Source organism: Flavobacterium aeripolare, assembly GCF_013294025.1.
Classification (GTDB): domain Bacteria; phylum Bacteroidota; class Bacteroidia; order Flavobacteriales; family Flavobacteriaceae; genus Flavobacterium.
In genome coordinates, this window is record NZ_JABSNL010000001.1 from 1 (window position 1) to 15,937 (window position 15,937).

12 protein-coding genes are annotated in these 15,937 nt (G+C 36.3%); 1 reads left to right on the forward strand and 11 read right to left on the reverse strand.

Annotated features, from left to right (window positions below):
• Positions 1-197 precede the first annotated feature (197 nt).
• Both xerA and clpB read right to left on the reverse strand, forming a co-directional pair.
• On the reverse strand, positions 198-1,241 hold the full coding sequence (gene xerA / locus HNQ00_RS00005) for a site-specific tyrosine recombinase/integron integrase (RefSeq protein WP_173835832.1): 1,044 nt from the start codon (positions 1,239-1,241) through the stop codon (positions 198-200).
• Positions 1,242-1,549: 308 nt separating this feature from the next.
• The gene (gene clpB, locus HNQ00_RS00010; protein WP_173835834.1) at positions 1,550-4,159 is read right to left on the reverse strand and encodes an ATP-dependent chaperone ClpB; all 2,610 of its coding nucleotides are present in this window, start codon (positions 4,157-4,159) and stop codon (positions 1,550-1,552) included.
• Between the two features lie 196 nt (positions 4,160-4,355).
• On the opposite strand from clpB, the gene ytxJ reads away from it, so the two are divergent.
• Positions 4,356-4,745: a bacillithiol system redox-active protein YtxJ gene (gene ytxJ / locus HNQ00_RS00015; RefSeq protein WP_173835836.1), complete on the forward strand. Its 390-nt coding sequence runs from the start codon at positions 4,356-4,358 to the stop codon at positions 4,743-4,745.
• Between the two features lie 1,708 nt (positions 4,746-6,453).
• Here ytxJ and HNQ00_RS00020 read toward each other — a convergent pair.
• From HNQ00_RS00020 to HNQ00_RS00060, 9 genes are all read right to left on the reverse strand, one after another.
• Complete coding sequence (locus tag HNQ00_RS00020) at positions 6,454-7,617, reverse strand: hypothetical protein (protein ID WP_173835838.1); 1,164 nt, start codon at positions 7,615-7,617, stop codon at positions 6,454-6,456.
• Complete coding sequence (locus HNQ00_RS00025) at positions 7,614-8,600, reverse strand: DUF2157 domain-containing protein (protein ID WP_173835840.1); 987 nt, start codon at positions 8,598-8,600, stop codon at positions 7,614-7,616. Before HNQ00_RS00025 ends, HNQ00_RS00020 begins: the two co-directional genes overlap by 4 nt.
• Positions 8,601-8,745: 145 nt before the next feature.
• Positions 8,746-10,026, reverse strand: coding sequence for an argininosuccinate lyase (gene argH, locus HNQ00_RS00030; protein ID WP_173835842.1), 1,281 nt, complete (start codon positions 10,024-10,026; stop codon positions 8,746-8,748).
• A gap of 312 nt (positions 10,027-10,338) precedes the next feature.
• The gene (locus HNQ00_RS00035; RefSeq protein WP_173835844.1) at positions 10,339-11,409 is read right to left on the reverse strand and encodes a M20 family metallo-hydrolase; all 1,071 of its coding nucleotides are present in this window, start codon (positions 11,407-11,409) and stop codon (positions 10,339-10,341) included.
• Between the two features lie 102 nt (positions 11,410-11,511).
• Positions 11,512-12,336 (reverse strand): acetylglutamate kinase, encoded by an 825-nt coding sequence (gene argB, locus HNQ00_RS00040; protein WP_173835846.1) that lies wholly within the window; start codon positions 12,334-12,336, stop codon positions 11,512-11,514.
• A complete protein-coding gene (locus tag HNQ00_RS00045; protein WP_173835848.1) occupies positions 12,336-13,325 on the reverse strand; it encodes an N-acetylornithine carbamoyltransferase in 990 nt (329 codons plus the stop codon). The genes argB and HNQ00_RS00045 overlap by 1 nt, the downstream gene beginning before the upstream one ends.
• 183 nt (positions 13,326-13,508) lie before the next feature.
• A complete protein-coding gene (locus HNQ00_RS00050; RefSeq protein WP_254598400.1) occupies positions 13,509-13,670 on the reverse strand; it encodes a GxxExxY protein in 162 nt (53 codons plus the stop codon).
• A 68-nt stretch (positions 13,671-13,738) separates the two neighbouring features.
• Positions 13,739-14,500, reverse strand: a complete 762-nt coding sequence (proB, locus tag HNQ00_RS00055) for a glutamate 5-kinase (protein WP_173835850.1) — start codon at positions 14,498-14,500, stop codon at positions 13,739-13,741.
• A gap of 185 nt (positions 14,501-14,685) precedes the next feature.
• Positions 14,686-15,882, reverse strand: coding sequence for a glutamate-5-semialdehyde dehydrogenase (locus HNQ00_RS00060; protein WP_173835852.1), 1,197 nt, complete (start codon positions 15,880-15,882; stop codon positions 14,686-14,688).
• Positions 15,883-15,937: the final 55 nt, after the last annotated feature.

Consider the following 15,937-nt stretch of genomic DNA (forward strand, 5'->3'; position numbering starts at 1 on the left):
CATTTAATTTTCACTATCTTTCACTCTTTAATTTATCTTTAATAATATACTTTTCTAGGTCAAATTTCTGATTCTGTGCCAAAATTACTGCTAACTCATATATATGCGAAGCTAACCTTCCTTTATCCATCCAAAATTGGGTGTATAAGCGAAGGATTATTTCGCTTTATTAGTTTTTCAAATATAGAAAATTTCCCTTACAAATCGTCAAAAGGGCTTTTTATTTGTTGAATACTTTTTGTGCTTACATGGGTGTATATTTCGGTGGTTTTGCTGCTGTTATGTCCTAGTAATTCTTGTATGTATCTCAAGTCGGTTCCATTTTCTAGTAAATGGGTAGCATAACTATGGCGAAGCCAGTGCAGTGTAACCGGCTTTTTAATTCCAGATTTTGCTAAAGCTTGCTTTAAGATCAGCTGTAAGCTGCGTGCCTTGTATGCTCTTCCTTCTATTTGCCCTTCAAATAGATAGTGTTTTGGTTTGCAGATTTTGTAATATTCACGTAACATTTCTAGTATTTTAGGACTCAGGGGTACAATGCGATCTTTCTTTCCTTTTGAATTTTTTAGTAAAACTATATTACGTTTAGAATCTATATCTATAGGTCGTAGCGCCAGCAATTCGCCGCAGCGCAATCCACAGCTATAAATCACCGCCAGCATTGTTTTATGCTTGATGTTGCTATGCGCGTCTAGTATCAATTTTACCTCTTTTTTACTAAGTACATTGGGTAGCACTTTGGCACGTTTAGGACGATGAATTTTATCAATAACTATTTTAGTTTCCCTTATAGTTTGAAAAAATAATTTAATTGCATTTACAATTTGGTTTTGATAAGACGCCGAAAAATCATGTTTTAATATGTAGTCGTTGTTATAGATAATTACATCCTCATTCGTAATTTCGTTTACGGGTTTTTCGCGATAATAGGTTAAAAATGATTTTATAGCATCACTGTACGAGACCACGGTACTGTTGCTGTAACGTTGCGAACGTAAATTGTTTATAAATTTTTCTATTTGTTCTATGCCTTCCCTTGATGGTAAGGATTGTGAATGCGGTATGAGCTCAAATCTAAACCTGTTTTCTACGGTATCTGCCACGTGCCATACTGCCTTTGTAGTGCTCCATAGCGCTCCTTCACACTCTTTTATTTTTTCTTGCATTTGAATGTTTTGTTCAAAATAAACAGCAATTCGCTTTACTTTTTTGTGGGTAATAATCTTTGCACTCCAGTTCATTATTAGGTCATTTTTTTTTAAAGATAAGTAAATAAATAAACTTAATTAAGAGTTAAGTGTTTGTTATGTAGATAAATACGATAATTAGTGCGCTATTTTTACAATTGTATTCTAATTATATAACGTGCTATCTAGCCCTGATCGTCGCGGCATCCTCGTAGTCCCTTCATTTAGGGACGAAGAGATACAGCAGAGAGCAGGAGGGAAGCTTGTTATGAAAAGGGATCATTATGCTCCCATAAATTTTGGCATAAAAAAAACACCAGCCTCACGACTGATGTTTTCTTTATACCATAAAAAACAGCTAACTATTCTACTAATTCGGTTTGATTTCTAAACACTAATTCGCCGTCAAAAGCATCTAGTAAGATGATGCTGTCTGTTGCTATTTTACCAGCTAGAATCTCCTTTGATAGCTTGTTTAATACCTCACGCTGAATGACACGTTTCACGGGGCGGGCTCCAAATTGTGGATCAAATCCCTTATGTGATAGCTGTGCAATTGCATCTGGTGTGGCATCCATAGTGATGCCTTGTAGTGCCAGCATCTTAGTAACTGATTTAAGTTGTATACTCACAATTTTAGAAATATTAGCCGTTGTCAAAGGCGTAAACATTACAATCTCATCGATACGATTGATAAATTCTGGTCGCACGGTTTGTTTCAATAACTGCAGCACATCTGTTTTAGCCTCTTCAGTGGTTTCTTCGATACTATTAGCAGTGCTGTTCTCAAATTTCTCTTGAATAATCTGGCTCCCCATGTTTGAGGTCATGATGATAATCGTATTTTTAAAATCGGCTAAGCGTCCTTTATTGTCGGTTAATCGTCCTTCATCAAGTACCTGCAGCAAAATGTTGAAAGTATCTGGATGTGCTTTTTCGATTTCGTCTAATAAAATCACCGAATACGGTTTTCTACGCACCGCCTCTGTCAACTGTCCACCTTCGTCATAACCCACATATCCTGGAGGCGCGCCTACTAGACGGCTCACACTATGGCGCTCTTGGTACTCGCTCATATCAATACGGGTCATGGCGTTTTCATCGTCAAATAAATATTCAGCTAGGGCTTTTGCCAATTCTGTTTTCCCCACACCGGTTGTCCCCAAAAAAAGGAAACTTCCCACCGGTTTACGCATGTCTTGCAGTCCAGCACGAGAGCGGCGCACGGCATCACTCACCGCTTCAATCGCTTCTTCTTGACCTACCACGCGGCGGTGCAATTCTTCCTCTAGATGCAATAGTTTTTCACGCTCTCCCTGTAGCATTTTCATCACGGGAATTCCTGTCCATTTTGCCACAACTTCAGCAATGTCCTCGCGGGTAACTTCTTCTTTTATTAACGAACTCCCATGTGCTTGGTTTTCTAGTAATTCTTTGTGTAAAATATCGAGTCGCTCTTGGGCTTCTTTGATTTTTCCGTAACGTATTTCGGCTACTTTTCCATAATCGCCGTCGCGTTCTGCACGTTCTGCTTCATATTTGTAATCTTCAATTTCGGTTTTGATGGCTTGCACATTATCAACAACATCTTTCTCTGATTTCCATTTAGTGTAAATAGTGTTGCGATCTTCTTTTAAGTTGGCGAGTTCCATCCCTAGAACCTTAAGCTTGCTCTCATCTTTTTCGCGCTTAATCGCTTCAATTTCGATTTCGAGTTGCATCACTTTTCGGTCTAGAACATCTAGTTCCTCTGGTTTAGAATTGATTTCCATTCTAATTTTTGAAGCCGCTTCATCCATTAAGTCAATGGCTTTGTCTGGTAAAAAGCGATTCGTAATATAACGCTGCGATAGCTCTACAGCAGCAATAATAGCCTCATCTTTGATTTGGACTTTATGATGTGTTTCGTATTTTTCTTTAATTCCACGCAAAATCGAAATTGCACTTTCGGTATCCGGCTCTTCGATAATAATTTTCTGGAAACGACGCTCTAGGGCTTTGTCTTTTTCGAAATATTTTTGGTATTCGTCTAATGTCGTTGCTCCAATAGCACGGAGTTCACCACGAGCTAGTGCAGGTTTCAAGATATTAGCGGCATCCATAGCGCCTTCGCCACCTCCGGCACCTACAAGGGTGTGAATCTCATCGATGAAAAGTACAATATCTCCCTCGGCAGCAGTTACCTCTTTTACTACTGCTTTCAAGCGCTCTTCAAACTCACCCTTAAATTTGGCTCCCGCAATAAGTGCTCCCATATCGAGAGAAAAAACAATTTTGTCCTTTAAATTATCAGGTACATCACCATCTACAATACGGTGTGCTAATCCTTCGGCAATAGCCGTTTTACCCACACCAGGTTCTCCCACAAGCATGGGGTTGTTTTTTGTGCGGCGCGTTAAAATTTGCAATACACGTCTTATTTCTTCGTCGCGACCTATTACAGGATCTAGCTTTCCGGCTTTGGCTAATTCGTTTAGATTTTTAGCATATTTGTTTAAAGAGTTGTAGGTTTCCTCAGCCGAAGCCGATGTTACTCGCTCTCCTTTTCGCAGTTCGTCTATAGCTGCTTTCAAGCCTTTTTCGGTTACTCCTTGGTCTTTTAATATTTGCGAAACCTTTGAACGAGAACCAAAAATAGCCAATATTAAATGTTCGATAGAAACAAATTCATCGTTCATTTTTGTAGCAATATTTTCAGCATCAATCAATGCCGCATTTGCGTCTCGTGATAGTCGTAATTCTCCTCCAGAAACTTTAGGGAAACTTTGAATGGTGCTGTCTAAAACTTGGATGAATAAGGGCACATTTACATTGAGTTTCTTTAATATAAAAGGAGCCACATTTTCATCGACATCAAATATGGCTTTAAAAATGTGTTCGTTCTCTATTTGTTGCTGTCCATAACCTTGAGCGAGCTGCTGTGCTTGCTGGATAGCTTCCTGCGATTTAATGGTAAATTTATTGATGTTCATAATCGTATGTTTTATGATGCTACATTAATTCTTATCGAATGATAGCATACTTTATTAAAATAGTATAACTTATTTATTTTATCTTTGTAAATGGATATTCAATTTATATTCCATAGTAAAATTACAGACAAAACGGCGTATATAATATGATTTATATCATCTATTACCGTCAAAATGACTTAAATACCGACAAATTATGAGTTTTTTTAAAAATATTTTTGGGAGTTCAGAGAATGAAAATCAATCTAACATTAAAATGGATTGGGAACCATTGAACCACATAGACCAATTGAACGAAATTATAGCTGAGTCAAAAGACAAGCCAGTTGCTATCTTTAAACACAGTACAAGATGCAGCATTAGCCGTATGGCGTTGAAACAATTCGAAAACGAGTTTGATTTCCCTGAAAAAGTAACGCCTTATTTCTTAGATTTAATCGCTTTTCGCGAAATTTCAAATGATATTGCAAGCCGTTTTGGAGTGCAACACCAATCACCACAATTGATTTTAATCAAAAACGGAAAAGCAGTTTACAATACTTCACATAGTGATATTGACGCTGCTGCTTTAAAAGCAAAAGTATAATTATATTTATCGAAAGGGAATTAATTACTACCACTGCAATTGCGTAAATAATAGAAAACAGATTCACGATTTTAATTGTGAATCTGTTTTTTTATGCGATGCCGTCTCAATCTCATAATCAGCAGAAATGTTTTAAACACAATTCCGGAGATTTCTATTTTGCTTCTGATAGTAAATAGTAGTTTCACTAATGGAAGCTAGATATTCTAATTCAATACTATCTTACCGCAAATTCGCAGATTTGTATTTTGTTCTAGATAGTAAATAGTGGTTTCACTGATAGAAGCTAGATATTCTAATTCAATACTATTTTACCGCAAATTCGCAGATTTTTATTTTGTTCTAGGCAGTAAATAGTGGTTTCACTGACAGAAGTTATCACACATGTTTTTAACCACTTTTTTAATTTGCGAATTAGCGGTTCACTTCCCACAAACAGAATCTATTAAAAATGTAGCAGTTGTATTTTACCGCAAATTCGCAGATTTTTATTTTGATCTAGATAGTAAATAATGGTTTCACCGACAGAAGTTATAACACATGTTTTTAACCACTTTTTTAATTTGCGAATTAGCGGTTAATTTTCCACAAACAGAATCAATTAAAAATGTAGCAATTGTATTTTACCGCAAATTCGCAGATTTTTATATTGCTTAGGCTGCCAGCTAGTAGTTTTTATAGATGACACTATGACCAATCCTTTTTATTTTTTTAATTTGCGAATTAGCGGTTGACTTCCCACAAAATGAATCGATTATAACTAATCCAGTAACAATTTATTTTGCGAATTAGCGGTTCACTTCCCACAAACAGAATCAATTAAAAGTGTAGCAATTGTATTTTACCGCAAATTCGCAGATTTTTATTTTGATCTAGATAGTATATAGTAGTTTCACTGACAGAAGTTATAACACATATTTTTAACCACTTTTTTTAATTTGCGAATTAGCGGTTGACTTCCCACAAAATGAATCGATTATAACTAATCCAGTAACAATTTAATTTGCGAATTAGCGGTTAATTTTCCGCAAACAGAATCTAATAAAAGTGTAGCAATTGTATTTTACCGCAAATTCGCAGATTTTTATTTTGATCTAGATAGTATATAGTAGTTTCACTGACAGAAGTTATAACACATATTTTTAACCACTTTTTTAATTTGCGAATTAGCGGTTCACTTCCCACAAAATGAATCGATTAAAAATGTAGCAATTGTATTTTACCGCAAATTCGCAGATTTTTATTTTGATCTAGATAGTAAATAGTGGTTTCACTGATAGAAGTACAACACATATTTTTAACCACTTTTTTAATTTGCGAGTTAGCGGTTCACTTCCCACAAACAGAATCAATTAAAAGTGCAGGAATTACTTTCACCGCAAATTCGCAGATTTTTATTTTGATCTAGATAGTAAATAGTGGTTTCACTGATATAAATTATAACACATATTTTGAACTACTTTTTTAATTTGCGAATTAGCGGTTGACTACAGACAAAATGAATCTATTAAAAATGTAGCAATTGTATTTTACCGCAAATTCGCAGATTTTTATATTGCTTTAGATAGTATATAATGGTTTCACTGACAGAAGTTATAACACATATTTTTAACCACTTTTTTAATTTGCGAATTAGCGGTTAATTTTCCACAAACAGAATCGATTATTATAACATGTAAAAATTTAATTTTCGAATTCCACGCTCATCTTAGAAACTACCTCCCGAGCCACCACCGCTAAAATCACCACCTCCAAATTCAATTGGAGAGTCAACGGTGACTTCTGGTTGTATACTTCCCATCTGTGATGTAACCACTATTTCGGCAGCGAGGAAAGCGTTGGTTTCTGTAAATCGGTCAGCCTGAAAAGTGATTCCGGTTTCTTTGTTTTTTAATTTTCGAATAGTAAAAAGCGTTGCAGCAAATAGTACTGCTCCACCTATGGTGAGCGCAATCTCAATAGGTAAGAGTGCATAGTAAAATCGGATGGTGTATACTGAGAAACACAAACTTAACAAACCGACCCATAGTAAGATTCGGTCTTTATTTTTTATAGCTAAGAATAAATAAGCGGCAGGCACCATAAAGGTGAAAGCATAAAATAAATAAGCAAAGGGAATATCATTTCCCGGAGCAACATCTTGTCCCATTAATTCAATTGAAAGTTCGCGCACCACTAAGTAGTTTCCTGAAAAATAAAAGATGACTGTGGCAAAATATTGAACTACTAAGTAGCCGTTATAGTAAAAGGATTGTACTGGTTTCTGCTGTAGTTTATTACTTAAAAGGTAGAGCACTATTGCAAATGCCATCATAATAAAGGGTAAAAAAGAGTGCACAAATGGCGATAAGTTGAATACGCTGTAAATAACGACTGCTGTGAGTGATAAACAGCATAGTAAAGCCATTGATAGATGCAGGTAACGCAGATAACTTAATAGCGCCGTTACTGTTATAAAACTAGCAATAACGAGTTCGTAACCATTTGTTGCAGCGCCTAATGCTATTGCCAGGTTGAGCTGTGCTCCTAATATAAAGGCATCGTCAAGACCATGACCATAAAATTTTGATTTACTCAATACTTCAGCACCTGCAAAGCCAACAATAGCAAAGAAAAATAGAAGATATTCATAATTACTAGTAATAGAATCTAGAGTTAGTAAAGTAAAAAAACCACAAATTGATGAATATAAAAAGGAACCTAGAATAAAAAAAAGGATTCTCACCAGTAGATTATCATTTGTTTTAGCAAGTGTCAAACTTTCTATGATTGCTTTACACTGCTCTTTTGTAATAAATCCTGCCTTACTTAAAGTTTGTGCTTCATGAGCTAAACCGGCATTTTCTAATAATTTTTTGTCGTGAACTATCATTGTACTTTTTGTTTATTGAACTGCTTAATCAATTTTATAAATAAGATGATGGAACCTACAAAGTAAAACGGTACCATAAAGAAAAACGGAATTAAAAAGTCCTCGATTCGAATGAACTCCACAATTTTAAATAAAAATATATTGGCTCCTATATACCCATAAATTACCGTAAAAATTAAGAGTGATATCGCCTGATAGTGATAACTTGCTTTGTAAAAATAAAATACAGTACCCGCTAGAATCAGTGCAAATGCAAGCCAATACGGTTGAAATAAATTGTTGATGCAAGAAATTGCGATTAAGTGCAGTCCAAACGTGAGGTATATTATTGTAAAATGTTTTTTTAAAGCAATGTGCTGACTGTAAATAGCCCAAGCTATGAGTGCGATTCCCAGACCAATCGCCGAATAACTCAACGTATTAGTATCATAAAATTCATTCTGCAATAGCGATTGTGGCGATACTGATAAACCCACATAAGCGGCAAGCCCAGTGATTGCAACTGATAAAATACCTTTGTGATCAAAGTAGTAGGCACAAAAGAGACCCAAGGTGGTAGGAATCAAAGTAGCCAAACCATAATGCGTTCCAAAAGTGGTATACTGAAATTGTAAATAGCCTATAAAAATACAGCTTAATAGGACGGCAGCGAGAATAATGTAATCATAAACGGGATTTTCAAAGCTAGTTTGTGCCCTATTAAAGCCGCTTGAATTTTTAAAACTAATATAATAGCAGCCTACTGTCACTACTAACAAAATCCCTAAAATAGCTAAATGGCCTATAGAGTCGATATTTTGATAAATTAGGACACCAATTCCAGTTGTAAACGACAATACAGATAGATACAGGAATAATTTTAACTCGGCCTGTAGCGAAAAAATACCTAGATTCCTATACGCCTTTACTTGAGTAAACTGTACCTCTGTAATTAAGTTTTGATCAAAAAGGGCTTGGGTTTTTTGTTCTTTAAAACGATTCATGAGTGGTTTTTGATTAGCTAATAGCCAAATATATATAATTTAGCGCACTTAAATTCTAAATAGCTATTATGGAATGGCCAGTATAAAAAAATCTGCTCCTTGTGAGAACAGATTTTAAAGTAGTTGTGTGTAGTTAAATAGACCGCTAAAAAGCGCGATTCATTTTCTCTTTTATTTCAGCTAAACATAAGTTGTTTATGCTTCCTTCATGTGTGTGCTGTGTTGCTTTTGGTGATTCATAAGTTCCGTTTTCTAGTTGCTCAGCTACCGCTTTGTAAGCATCTCTAAAAGGCATTCCTGCAACTACCATTTCGTTCAAAGTGTCTACTGTAAACAAATAATCGTACTTCTTATCGGCTAGGATATTGTCTTTTACTTTAATGTCTTTAATCGAAAAAATAGCAATGTCTAAGCAAGCTTGCAAGTTTTGAATAGCTGGAAACAATCCTTCTTTTAATAGCTGCAAATCCCTATGATAACCGCTAGGGAGGTTATTAGTAATCAATGTTATCTCGTAAGGCAATGCTTGAATTTTGTTGCATTTTCCGCGAATTAATTCGAATACATCAGGATTTTTCTTGTGCGGCATAATACTCGAGCCAGTAGTTAAATGGGCAGGTAAACCGATAAAATCAAAATTCTGACTCATGTACAAACAAACATCCATAGAAAACTTCGCTAGTGTTGCGGCCACGCTACTCATAGCAAAAGCCAGTGTTTTCTCTGATTTTCCACGGCTCATTTGAGCGGCTACAGAGTTATATTTTAAGGTTTCGAAACCTAATTCCTTTGTCGTAAAAGTACGATCAATAGGGAAGGAGCTACCATATCCTGCAGCAGAACCCAAAGGATTTTGATCGACTACTTTTAAAGCCGCGTTCAACATGGTGATATCGTCAATCAAAGTCTCCGCATAGGCAGAAAACCACATTCCGAATGAGGACGGCATCGCGATTTGCAGGTGCGTATATCCAGGTAATAAAACGTTTTGGTACTTCTCAGCAGATTCCATTAACAAATCAAAAAGTGATTTTACTTGCGTTTTCATTTCGATAACAACATCTTTCAAATACAAATTGACATCCACTAAAACTTGATCGTTACGAGAACGTGCGGTATGTATTTTTTTACCCGCATCTCCTAGTTTTACCGTCAATAAATATTCGATTTTCGAATGTACATCTTCAAATGAATCTTCGATTTCGAAATTTCCAGCGGCTACATCAGCAATGATTTCGTTTAGAGCAACTACTAATGAATCAGTTTCGGTAGTGGTTAATAAACCAATGCTTCCTAGCATTTTAGCGTGAGCGATAGAACCCAAGGCATCGTATTTTGCTAAGACCAAATCCAATTCACGATCGTTTCCAACAGTGAAATGTTCGATTTGTTTATCAGTAGGTATTCCTTTTTCCCAAAGTTTCATATTTTATTTTTGTTTCAGGTTTAAAGTTTCAAGTTTTGGTTGAAGCTTAACTATTGTTTTTTATTTCGCAGAGATTCTCGTAGGTTGCCCAGAGAGTCGCAAAGCTTTTTTTCTATTATTTAAAGTTTCAAGTTTTTATGTTGTCGCTTTGTTTATATTTTTTGTTTCGCAGAGCTTCTAGAAGGTCGCCCAGAGAGTCGCAAATGTTTTATCAGTGCACTAAATTCTAGCCCTGATAGAAGCGTCATCCTTTTCTTGCTTTCTTAAGCAGGAAAAGATAAAGCGGATAGCAGGAAATAGCTCCTAATTATTTTATTGCTTTAAAAAATCCCCTAGTATTTTAATATACAAGTCGATTCCTTCTTCGATTTCGTTTACATATATAAATTCGTCAGCTGAGTGGGACCGCAGTGTGTCTCCAGGTCCTAATTTTAATGATTTACAGCTCAAAACTGATTGGTCAGAAAGGGTAGGAGAGCCATAAGTGGTACGACCTAAGGCGATTCCGGCTTGTACCAATCCATGAGATTGGGGAATAGACGAGGAACTTAAATTCATAGAGCGTGGGGTAACCGCTGCATTTACGTGTTCTTGTACAATTGCCAAAACTTCGTGATTGGTATAGCAATCGTTTACCCGAATATCAACAACGATATCACATTCTGAAGGAACTACGTTGTGTTGTTTTCCTGCATTGATTTGCGTAACGGTCATTTTTACTGGTCCTAACTGCTCAGATACTTTATCAAATGTATAATTTTTAAACCATTCCATTACGGGAATTGTTTTGTACAACGCATTGTCTTCATTTTGATGCGCGGCATGACTGGGTGTACCTTTGATTTTTACATCCAAAACTAGTAATCCTTTTTCGGCGATGGCCAATTGCATTAAAGTAGGTTCGCCTACGATGGCACACTCCAATTCAGGTAAATGTTTTAAAACACTGTTCAAACCATTTTTACCACTGCTTTCTTCTTCGGCCGAAGCTACGATCACAACATTATAAGGCAAATTTTCTGCGGCATAAAAATGTACAAAAGTTGCCAATAGAGAAACCAAGCAACCACCGGCATCATTACTCCCTAAACCGTATAGTTTTCCGTCTTCTACAATGGCTTTCAGTGGGTCTTTAGTGTACGCCTGATTGGGTCTAACGGTGTCGTGGTGTGAGTTCAGTAAAAGTGTTGGTTTGCTTTTATCGAATGTCTTATTGTAGGCCCAAATATTGTTGTTTTCTCTCTCAAACGGAATGTCGTTTATCGCAAACCAGTTTTCGATTAAGACTGCCGTATTTTCTTCTTCACTAGAAAAAGACTGAGTTTCAATCAGGTTTTTTAATAAGGCAATCGCTTCTTGAGTAAGTGTTTCTTTGTTTTTCATAATTTTTTACCGCAAAGGCACAAAGGCGCATTTTTTAGTTTTTTTTAATTCGAAAGACTTAGTTTCTATGAAAACAGGTCGATCTTGTATTTATTTAAAGCGTTACAACTGTATTGTGGTACAGATGGCTTCAGTGTTTTTCAACATATTGTGGTGTCCTATCCTGATTTTTTGAACTCCTTTAGATAAGCTATTGAAACAGTTATCCAATTTAGGAATCATTCCAGAATGTATGGCTTTTTCCTCTTTTAATTTGGTGTATAAATTTGGATTGATTTGATCAATTACAGACGAATCGTCTTCGGCATCATATAGCACACCTGGTTTCTCAAAGCAATAATTCAAAGTTACATCATAGACTTCTGATAAGGCAATGGCTAATTCGCTTGCAATCGTATCGGCATTAGTGTTTAATAATTGTCCGTTTTTATCGTGGGTAATCGCGCAAAAAACAGGAATGATACCGCTCTCTAATAACGTTGATAGTAGGGGAGTATTGACTGACTTTACATCACCCACAAAACCGTAATCGATTGTAGGATGGTTTCTTTTATCGGACTGAATTAAATTTCCATCCGCTCCAGAAAATCCCATCGCATTTGTATTATGTCCTTGCAATTGAGCCACAATATTTTTATTGATTTGCCCTGCATAAATCATGACAACAACCTCTAGCATAGCGGCATCAGTAATGCGGCGACCGTCAATCATTTGAGGAACAAGTCCAATGCTTTTGGCCATTTTGGTAGCTGACTTTCCACCACCGTGCACCAGTACTTTATAACCCTCAATTTTAGAGAAATCTGATAAAAATTGTTGTAATTCGTTGGCATCATCAATGATGTTTCCGCCAATTTTCACAAGGGTTACTAATTTACGCAGCCCTCCCAAAATTGATATGTTGGAGTTTTCTAACGGTATAGTCATTATTTTTTCTTTTTAGACTTTTTTGTTTTTATTCCCCCTTTGGGGGCTAAGGGGATTAGTATTTTTTGCAACACCAATTGCACTGCATAGGTTCTATTGTTAGCTTGTTCGATTACAATCGAATTCTCGCTGTCAATCACTTCATCGGCAACAATTACATTACGTCTTACCGGTAAACAATGCATGAATTTAGCGCTATTGGTTAATGCCATCTTTTCTGCGGTTACTGTCCAACTTGGATCACTGTTGGTGATTTTGCCGTAGTCGTTATAATTACTCCAGTTTTTAGTGTAAATAAAATCGGCATTTTCGAATGCTTTATTTTGATCGTATTCTATTATTGAATTCTTCGTGATTTCAGGATTTAGTTCGTAGCCTTCTGGATGTGTAATGACAAAATCAGCGTCTTGCAACTGCATCATTTCCACAAAGGAATTGGCGACAGCCTGCGGTAAAGCTTTGGGGTGTGGCGCCCATGATAATACTACTTTTGGTTTGTGCGCCGTCTTATGTTCTTCCATTGTGATGGCGTCAGCGAGTGCCTGAAGAGGGTGCCCCGTGCAGCCTTCCATATTCACAATAGGCACAGTCGCGTATTTTAGGAATCCAGCCATTACCGTTTCGGCATTGTCTTTTTCCTTGTCGACAAGACCAGCAAAAGCCCTTACCGCAATGATATCACAATATTGAGAAACTACTTCAGCTGCTTCTTTGATATGCTCCGAAGCGCCTTGATTCATTACTGCTCCGTCTTCAAACTCTAGTGTCCAACCTTCATTGGTAAAATTCATCACCATGACGTTCATTCCAAGGTTCAAAGCAGCCTTTTGTGTACTCAAACGCGTTCTCAAACTTGGATTAAAAAACAACATACCCAATGTTTTGTTTTTACCTAATTTTTTGTTTTTAAGCGGGTTGCTCTTAATTTTAATTGCCGACTTTACCCATTTAGAGAGGGAGTCGATATCTTTTATTGAAGTGTAATTCATAATCTGTTTTATTAGACACTGATTAAACGGATTCGCTATCGCGAAGACACGGATAAGTGCTGATTTTTTTAAATGTTTTCTATTTTTCTTTTACGCTGCTCAAGCTGCGGATTTATTTTTTTCTATTGTTTTCAAATATTTTCCTTCTAAATTCTGGTTTTTTGCCAAAATTGAGAAGTAAACCTAGTTCGCAATCTGTGCTTCAACTTGAGATCCTTTATTTTTCAATTCTAAAAATAAGGCATTTTGATATACTTTTTCCAAAAAACCATATCCAGGTTCATTATATACCTCGTAAAAAGTCTTAATGATAGCATCTGTTAAGTTTGCATGTAGTAATTCCATATTTTAAAATCTGTTTTTATCAGCGTTTTCGCCATAGCGAATCCGCGTCATCTGCGTACCATTTTTAGTTACACGATCTTAGTAAACGGAATGCTGTTGTTTATCGCATTCAAAATGAAATTATCATTTAAACCATTCACAACCCAAGTCTCTATATTGGCTGCTTTTGCAATTGCAGCCGCTTCTATCTTAGATTGCATGCCGCCGGTTCCTTGTGATGATTTAGCGTCGCCTACTTCTTTGTCTAGAAGTTGTAGGTCTGTAACTAAAGTAATCGTTTCCGGTACGGCGTCATGAATAGACGATTTTGTGTATATGCCATTTGTATTAGTAGCTATGATTAATATGTCTACTTTTAATAAAACTGCCGCTAATGCCGCTAATTTATCGTTGTCACCAAACCGAATTTCATCCGTTGCAACAGTATCATTTTCATTAATAATCGGAATGTAATTGTTCTCCACTAAAACATTAATCGTATTGACAATATTTACTTTTGACTGGTCTTTTTCAAAGTCGGAATAGGAGAGTAGACACTGCGAAGTCAGCAATCCTAAATCACTAAAATTTTCATGGAATATCCGCATTAAATGTGGTTGTCCAATAGAAGCCAACGCTTGTTTAACCACTATTTCTTTTCCTTTGCTCTCCAATTTCACAAACTGTTTTGCAGCAGCAATAGCGCCAGAACTTACAATGATAAACTCATATTCTTCGTTCAAAGCTGCAATTTGCATTCCAATATCCTCAATCTTTCCTCTCGAAATATGGTTGGTTTCTCTGGTTAAGGTATTGGTACCTATTTTTAGTAATATTCTTTTTTTAGACATGATCTTTATTTAACCACGAGGGGTTTTATTTATTTACTTTTAACCGCAAAGGGCACAAAGGATTTTTTCTTTTTTATCTATAAAAACGCAAAGGTCGCAAAGCTGTGTGTTAGTATTTAGTACTTTAATTGTAGTTACTATTTTCTCAAACTGATTACTGATTACTGAAAACTGATTACTGCAAACTACCTTATCTGTCCTTCTCCGTAAACATACCATTTATTGGTAACTAGGTGTTGCAAACCGATTGGTCCACGTTGATGCAGTTTGTCTGTACTGATTGCTAGTTCGCCACCAAGTCCAAATTGTCCGCCGTCGGTAAATCGGGTAGAGGCATTTTGATAAACGGCTGCTGTGTCTACGTTATCCATAAACTCCTGCGCGATTGCGTTATTTTCTGTAATTATAGAAGCCGAATGTCCGCCACAATATTTATTGATTTTGTCAATCGCTTCTTGATCAGAATTGGTCGCGCCAATTACAATTTTATGGTCTAAAAACTCTTCATACCAAATCAAATCGGACTCTATTGCTTTTACTCCAGTCGCTTTTGCAACAGCTGCATCTCCTAAAACGGTTACATTAAAGAGTTGTAATTCTGTCACTAATTGTTTTGCAAAAATCGCCCAGTTTGGAAGGTTGGTATCAATTAATACTTTATCCAAAGCATTGCAAACGGATATGTTTGAGGTCTTTCCGTTAATTATTATTGCTATTGCTTTTTCTAAATCGGCCTCCTTATTTACGTATACAAAGTTGTTTCCGCGACCACTTACAATAACGGGACAGGTAGCGTGCTTCTTTGTGAAAGCGATTAATTGTTCGCCACCACGAGGTACAATCAAGTCCACTTTTTGTGTTGGGTTTTCTAAAAAAGCCTGTGTTTCGGTGCGGTCATAATTCAAATATTCCACCCATGAAGTAGCAACGTCATTATCTTTTAGCGCTTGATACCAAAGACTCACAATCTTTAAATTAGACAGCAAAGACTCTTTTCCGCCTTTCAATAAAATCTTGTTTCCCGACTTAAAAGCGATTCCTCCCGCTTCTACAGTTACGTCAGGACGAGATTCATAAATGATCAAAATAGTTCCAAAAGCAGCTGTTTTATTGCTGATTTTCATTCCGTTTTCGTGTGTAAAATCAAAACGAACTTTTCCCACCGGATCTTCTTGACTCGTTAATTGTTGCAATGACAATATCATTCCGTCAATCTTCGCGTCATCAACAAGCAAACGCTTTTCCATAGCCAAATCATTCCCAGAATAATTGCTTAGGTCCTGTTGATTTACTGCTTTTAGGTTCGCTCTTTCTTGCTCTAAAAGTACTGCCATTGTACTTAAAACAGCATTTCTCTTTTCGATTGGAAGTATTTTGCTCATTATATTTTATTTATAATTTTTTGGGCGTGTCCCTATCGGGTCGGGCTATTCGTTC

Coding starts and splice junctions, on each gene's coding strand:
- HNQ00_RS00020 (WP_173835838.1), bottom strand. CDS start 7,617: ATGATAGTTCACGACAAAAAATTATTAGAAAATGCCGGTTTAGCTCAT.
- argH (WP_173835842.1), bottom strand. CDS start 10,026: ATGAAACTTTGGGAAAAAGGAATACCTACTGATAAACAAATCGAACAT.
- HNQ00_RS00050 (WP_254598400.1), bottom strand. CDS start 13,670: ATGGAATTACTACATGCAAACTTAACAGATGCTATCATTAAGACTTTT.
- clpB (WP_173835834.1), bottom strand. CDS start 4,159: ATGAACATCAATAAATTTACCATTAAATCGCAGGAAGCTATCCAGCAA.
- HNQ00_RS00025 (WP_173835840.1), bottom strand. CDS start 8,600: ATGAATCGTTTTAAAGAACAAAAAACCCAAGCCCTTTTTGATCAAAAC.
- ytxJ (WP_173835836.1), top strand. CDS start 4,356: ATGAGTTTTTTTAAAAATATTTTTGGGAGTTCAGAGAATGAAAATCAA.
- proB (WP_173835850.1), bottom strand. CDS start 14,500: ATGTCTAAAAAAAGAATATTACTAAAAATAGGTACCAATACCTTAACC.
- xerA (WP_173835832.1), bottom strand. CDS start 1,241: ATGAACTGGAGTGCAAAGATTATTACCCACAAAAAAGTAAAGCGAATT.
- HNQ00_RS00045 (WP_173835848.1), bottom strand. CDS start 13,325: ATGAATTACACTTCAATAAAAGATATCGACTCCCTCTCTAAATGGGTA.
- HNQ00_RS00035 (WP_173835844.1), bottom strand. CDS start 11,409: ATGAAAAACAAAGAAACACTTACTCAAGAAGCGATTGCCTTATTAAAA.
- argB (WP_173835846.1), bottom strand. CDS start 12,336: ATGACTATACCGTTAGAAAACTCCAACATATCAATTTTGGGAGGGCTG.
- HNQ00_RS00060 (WP_173835852.1), bottom strand. CDS start 15,882: ATGAGCAAAATACTTCCAATCGAAAAGAGAAATGCTGTTTTAAGTACA.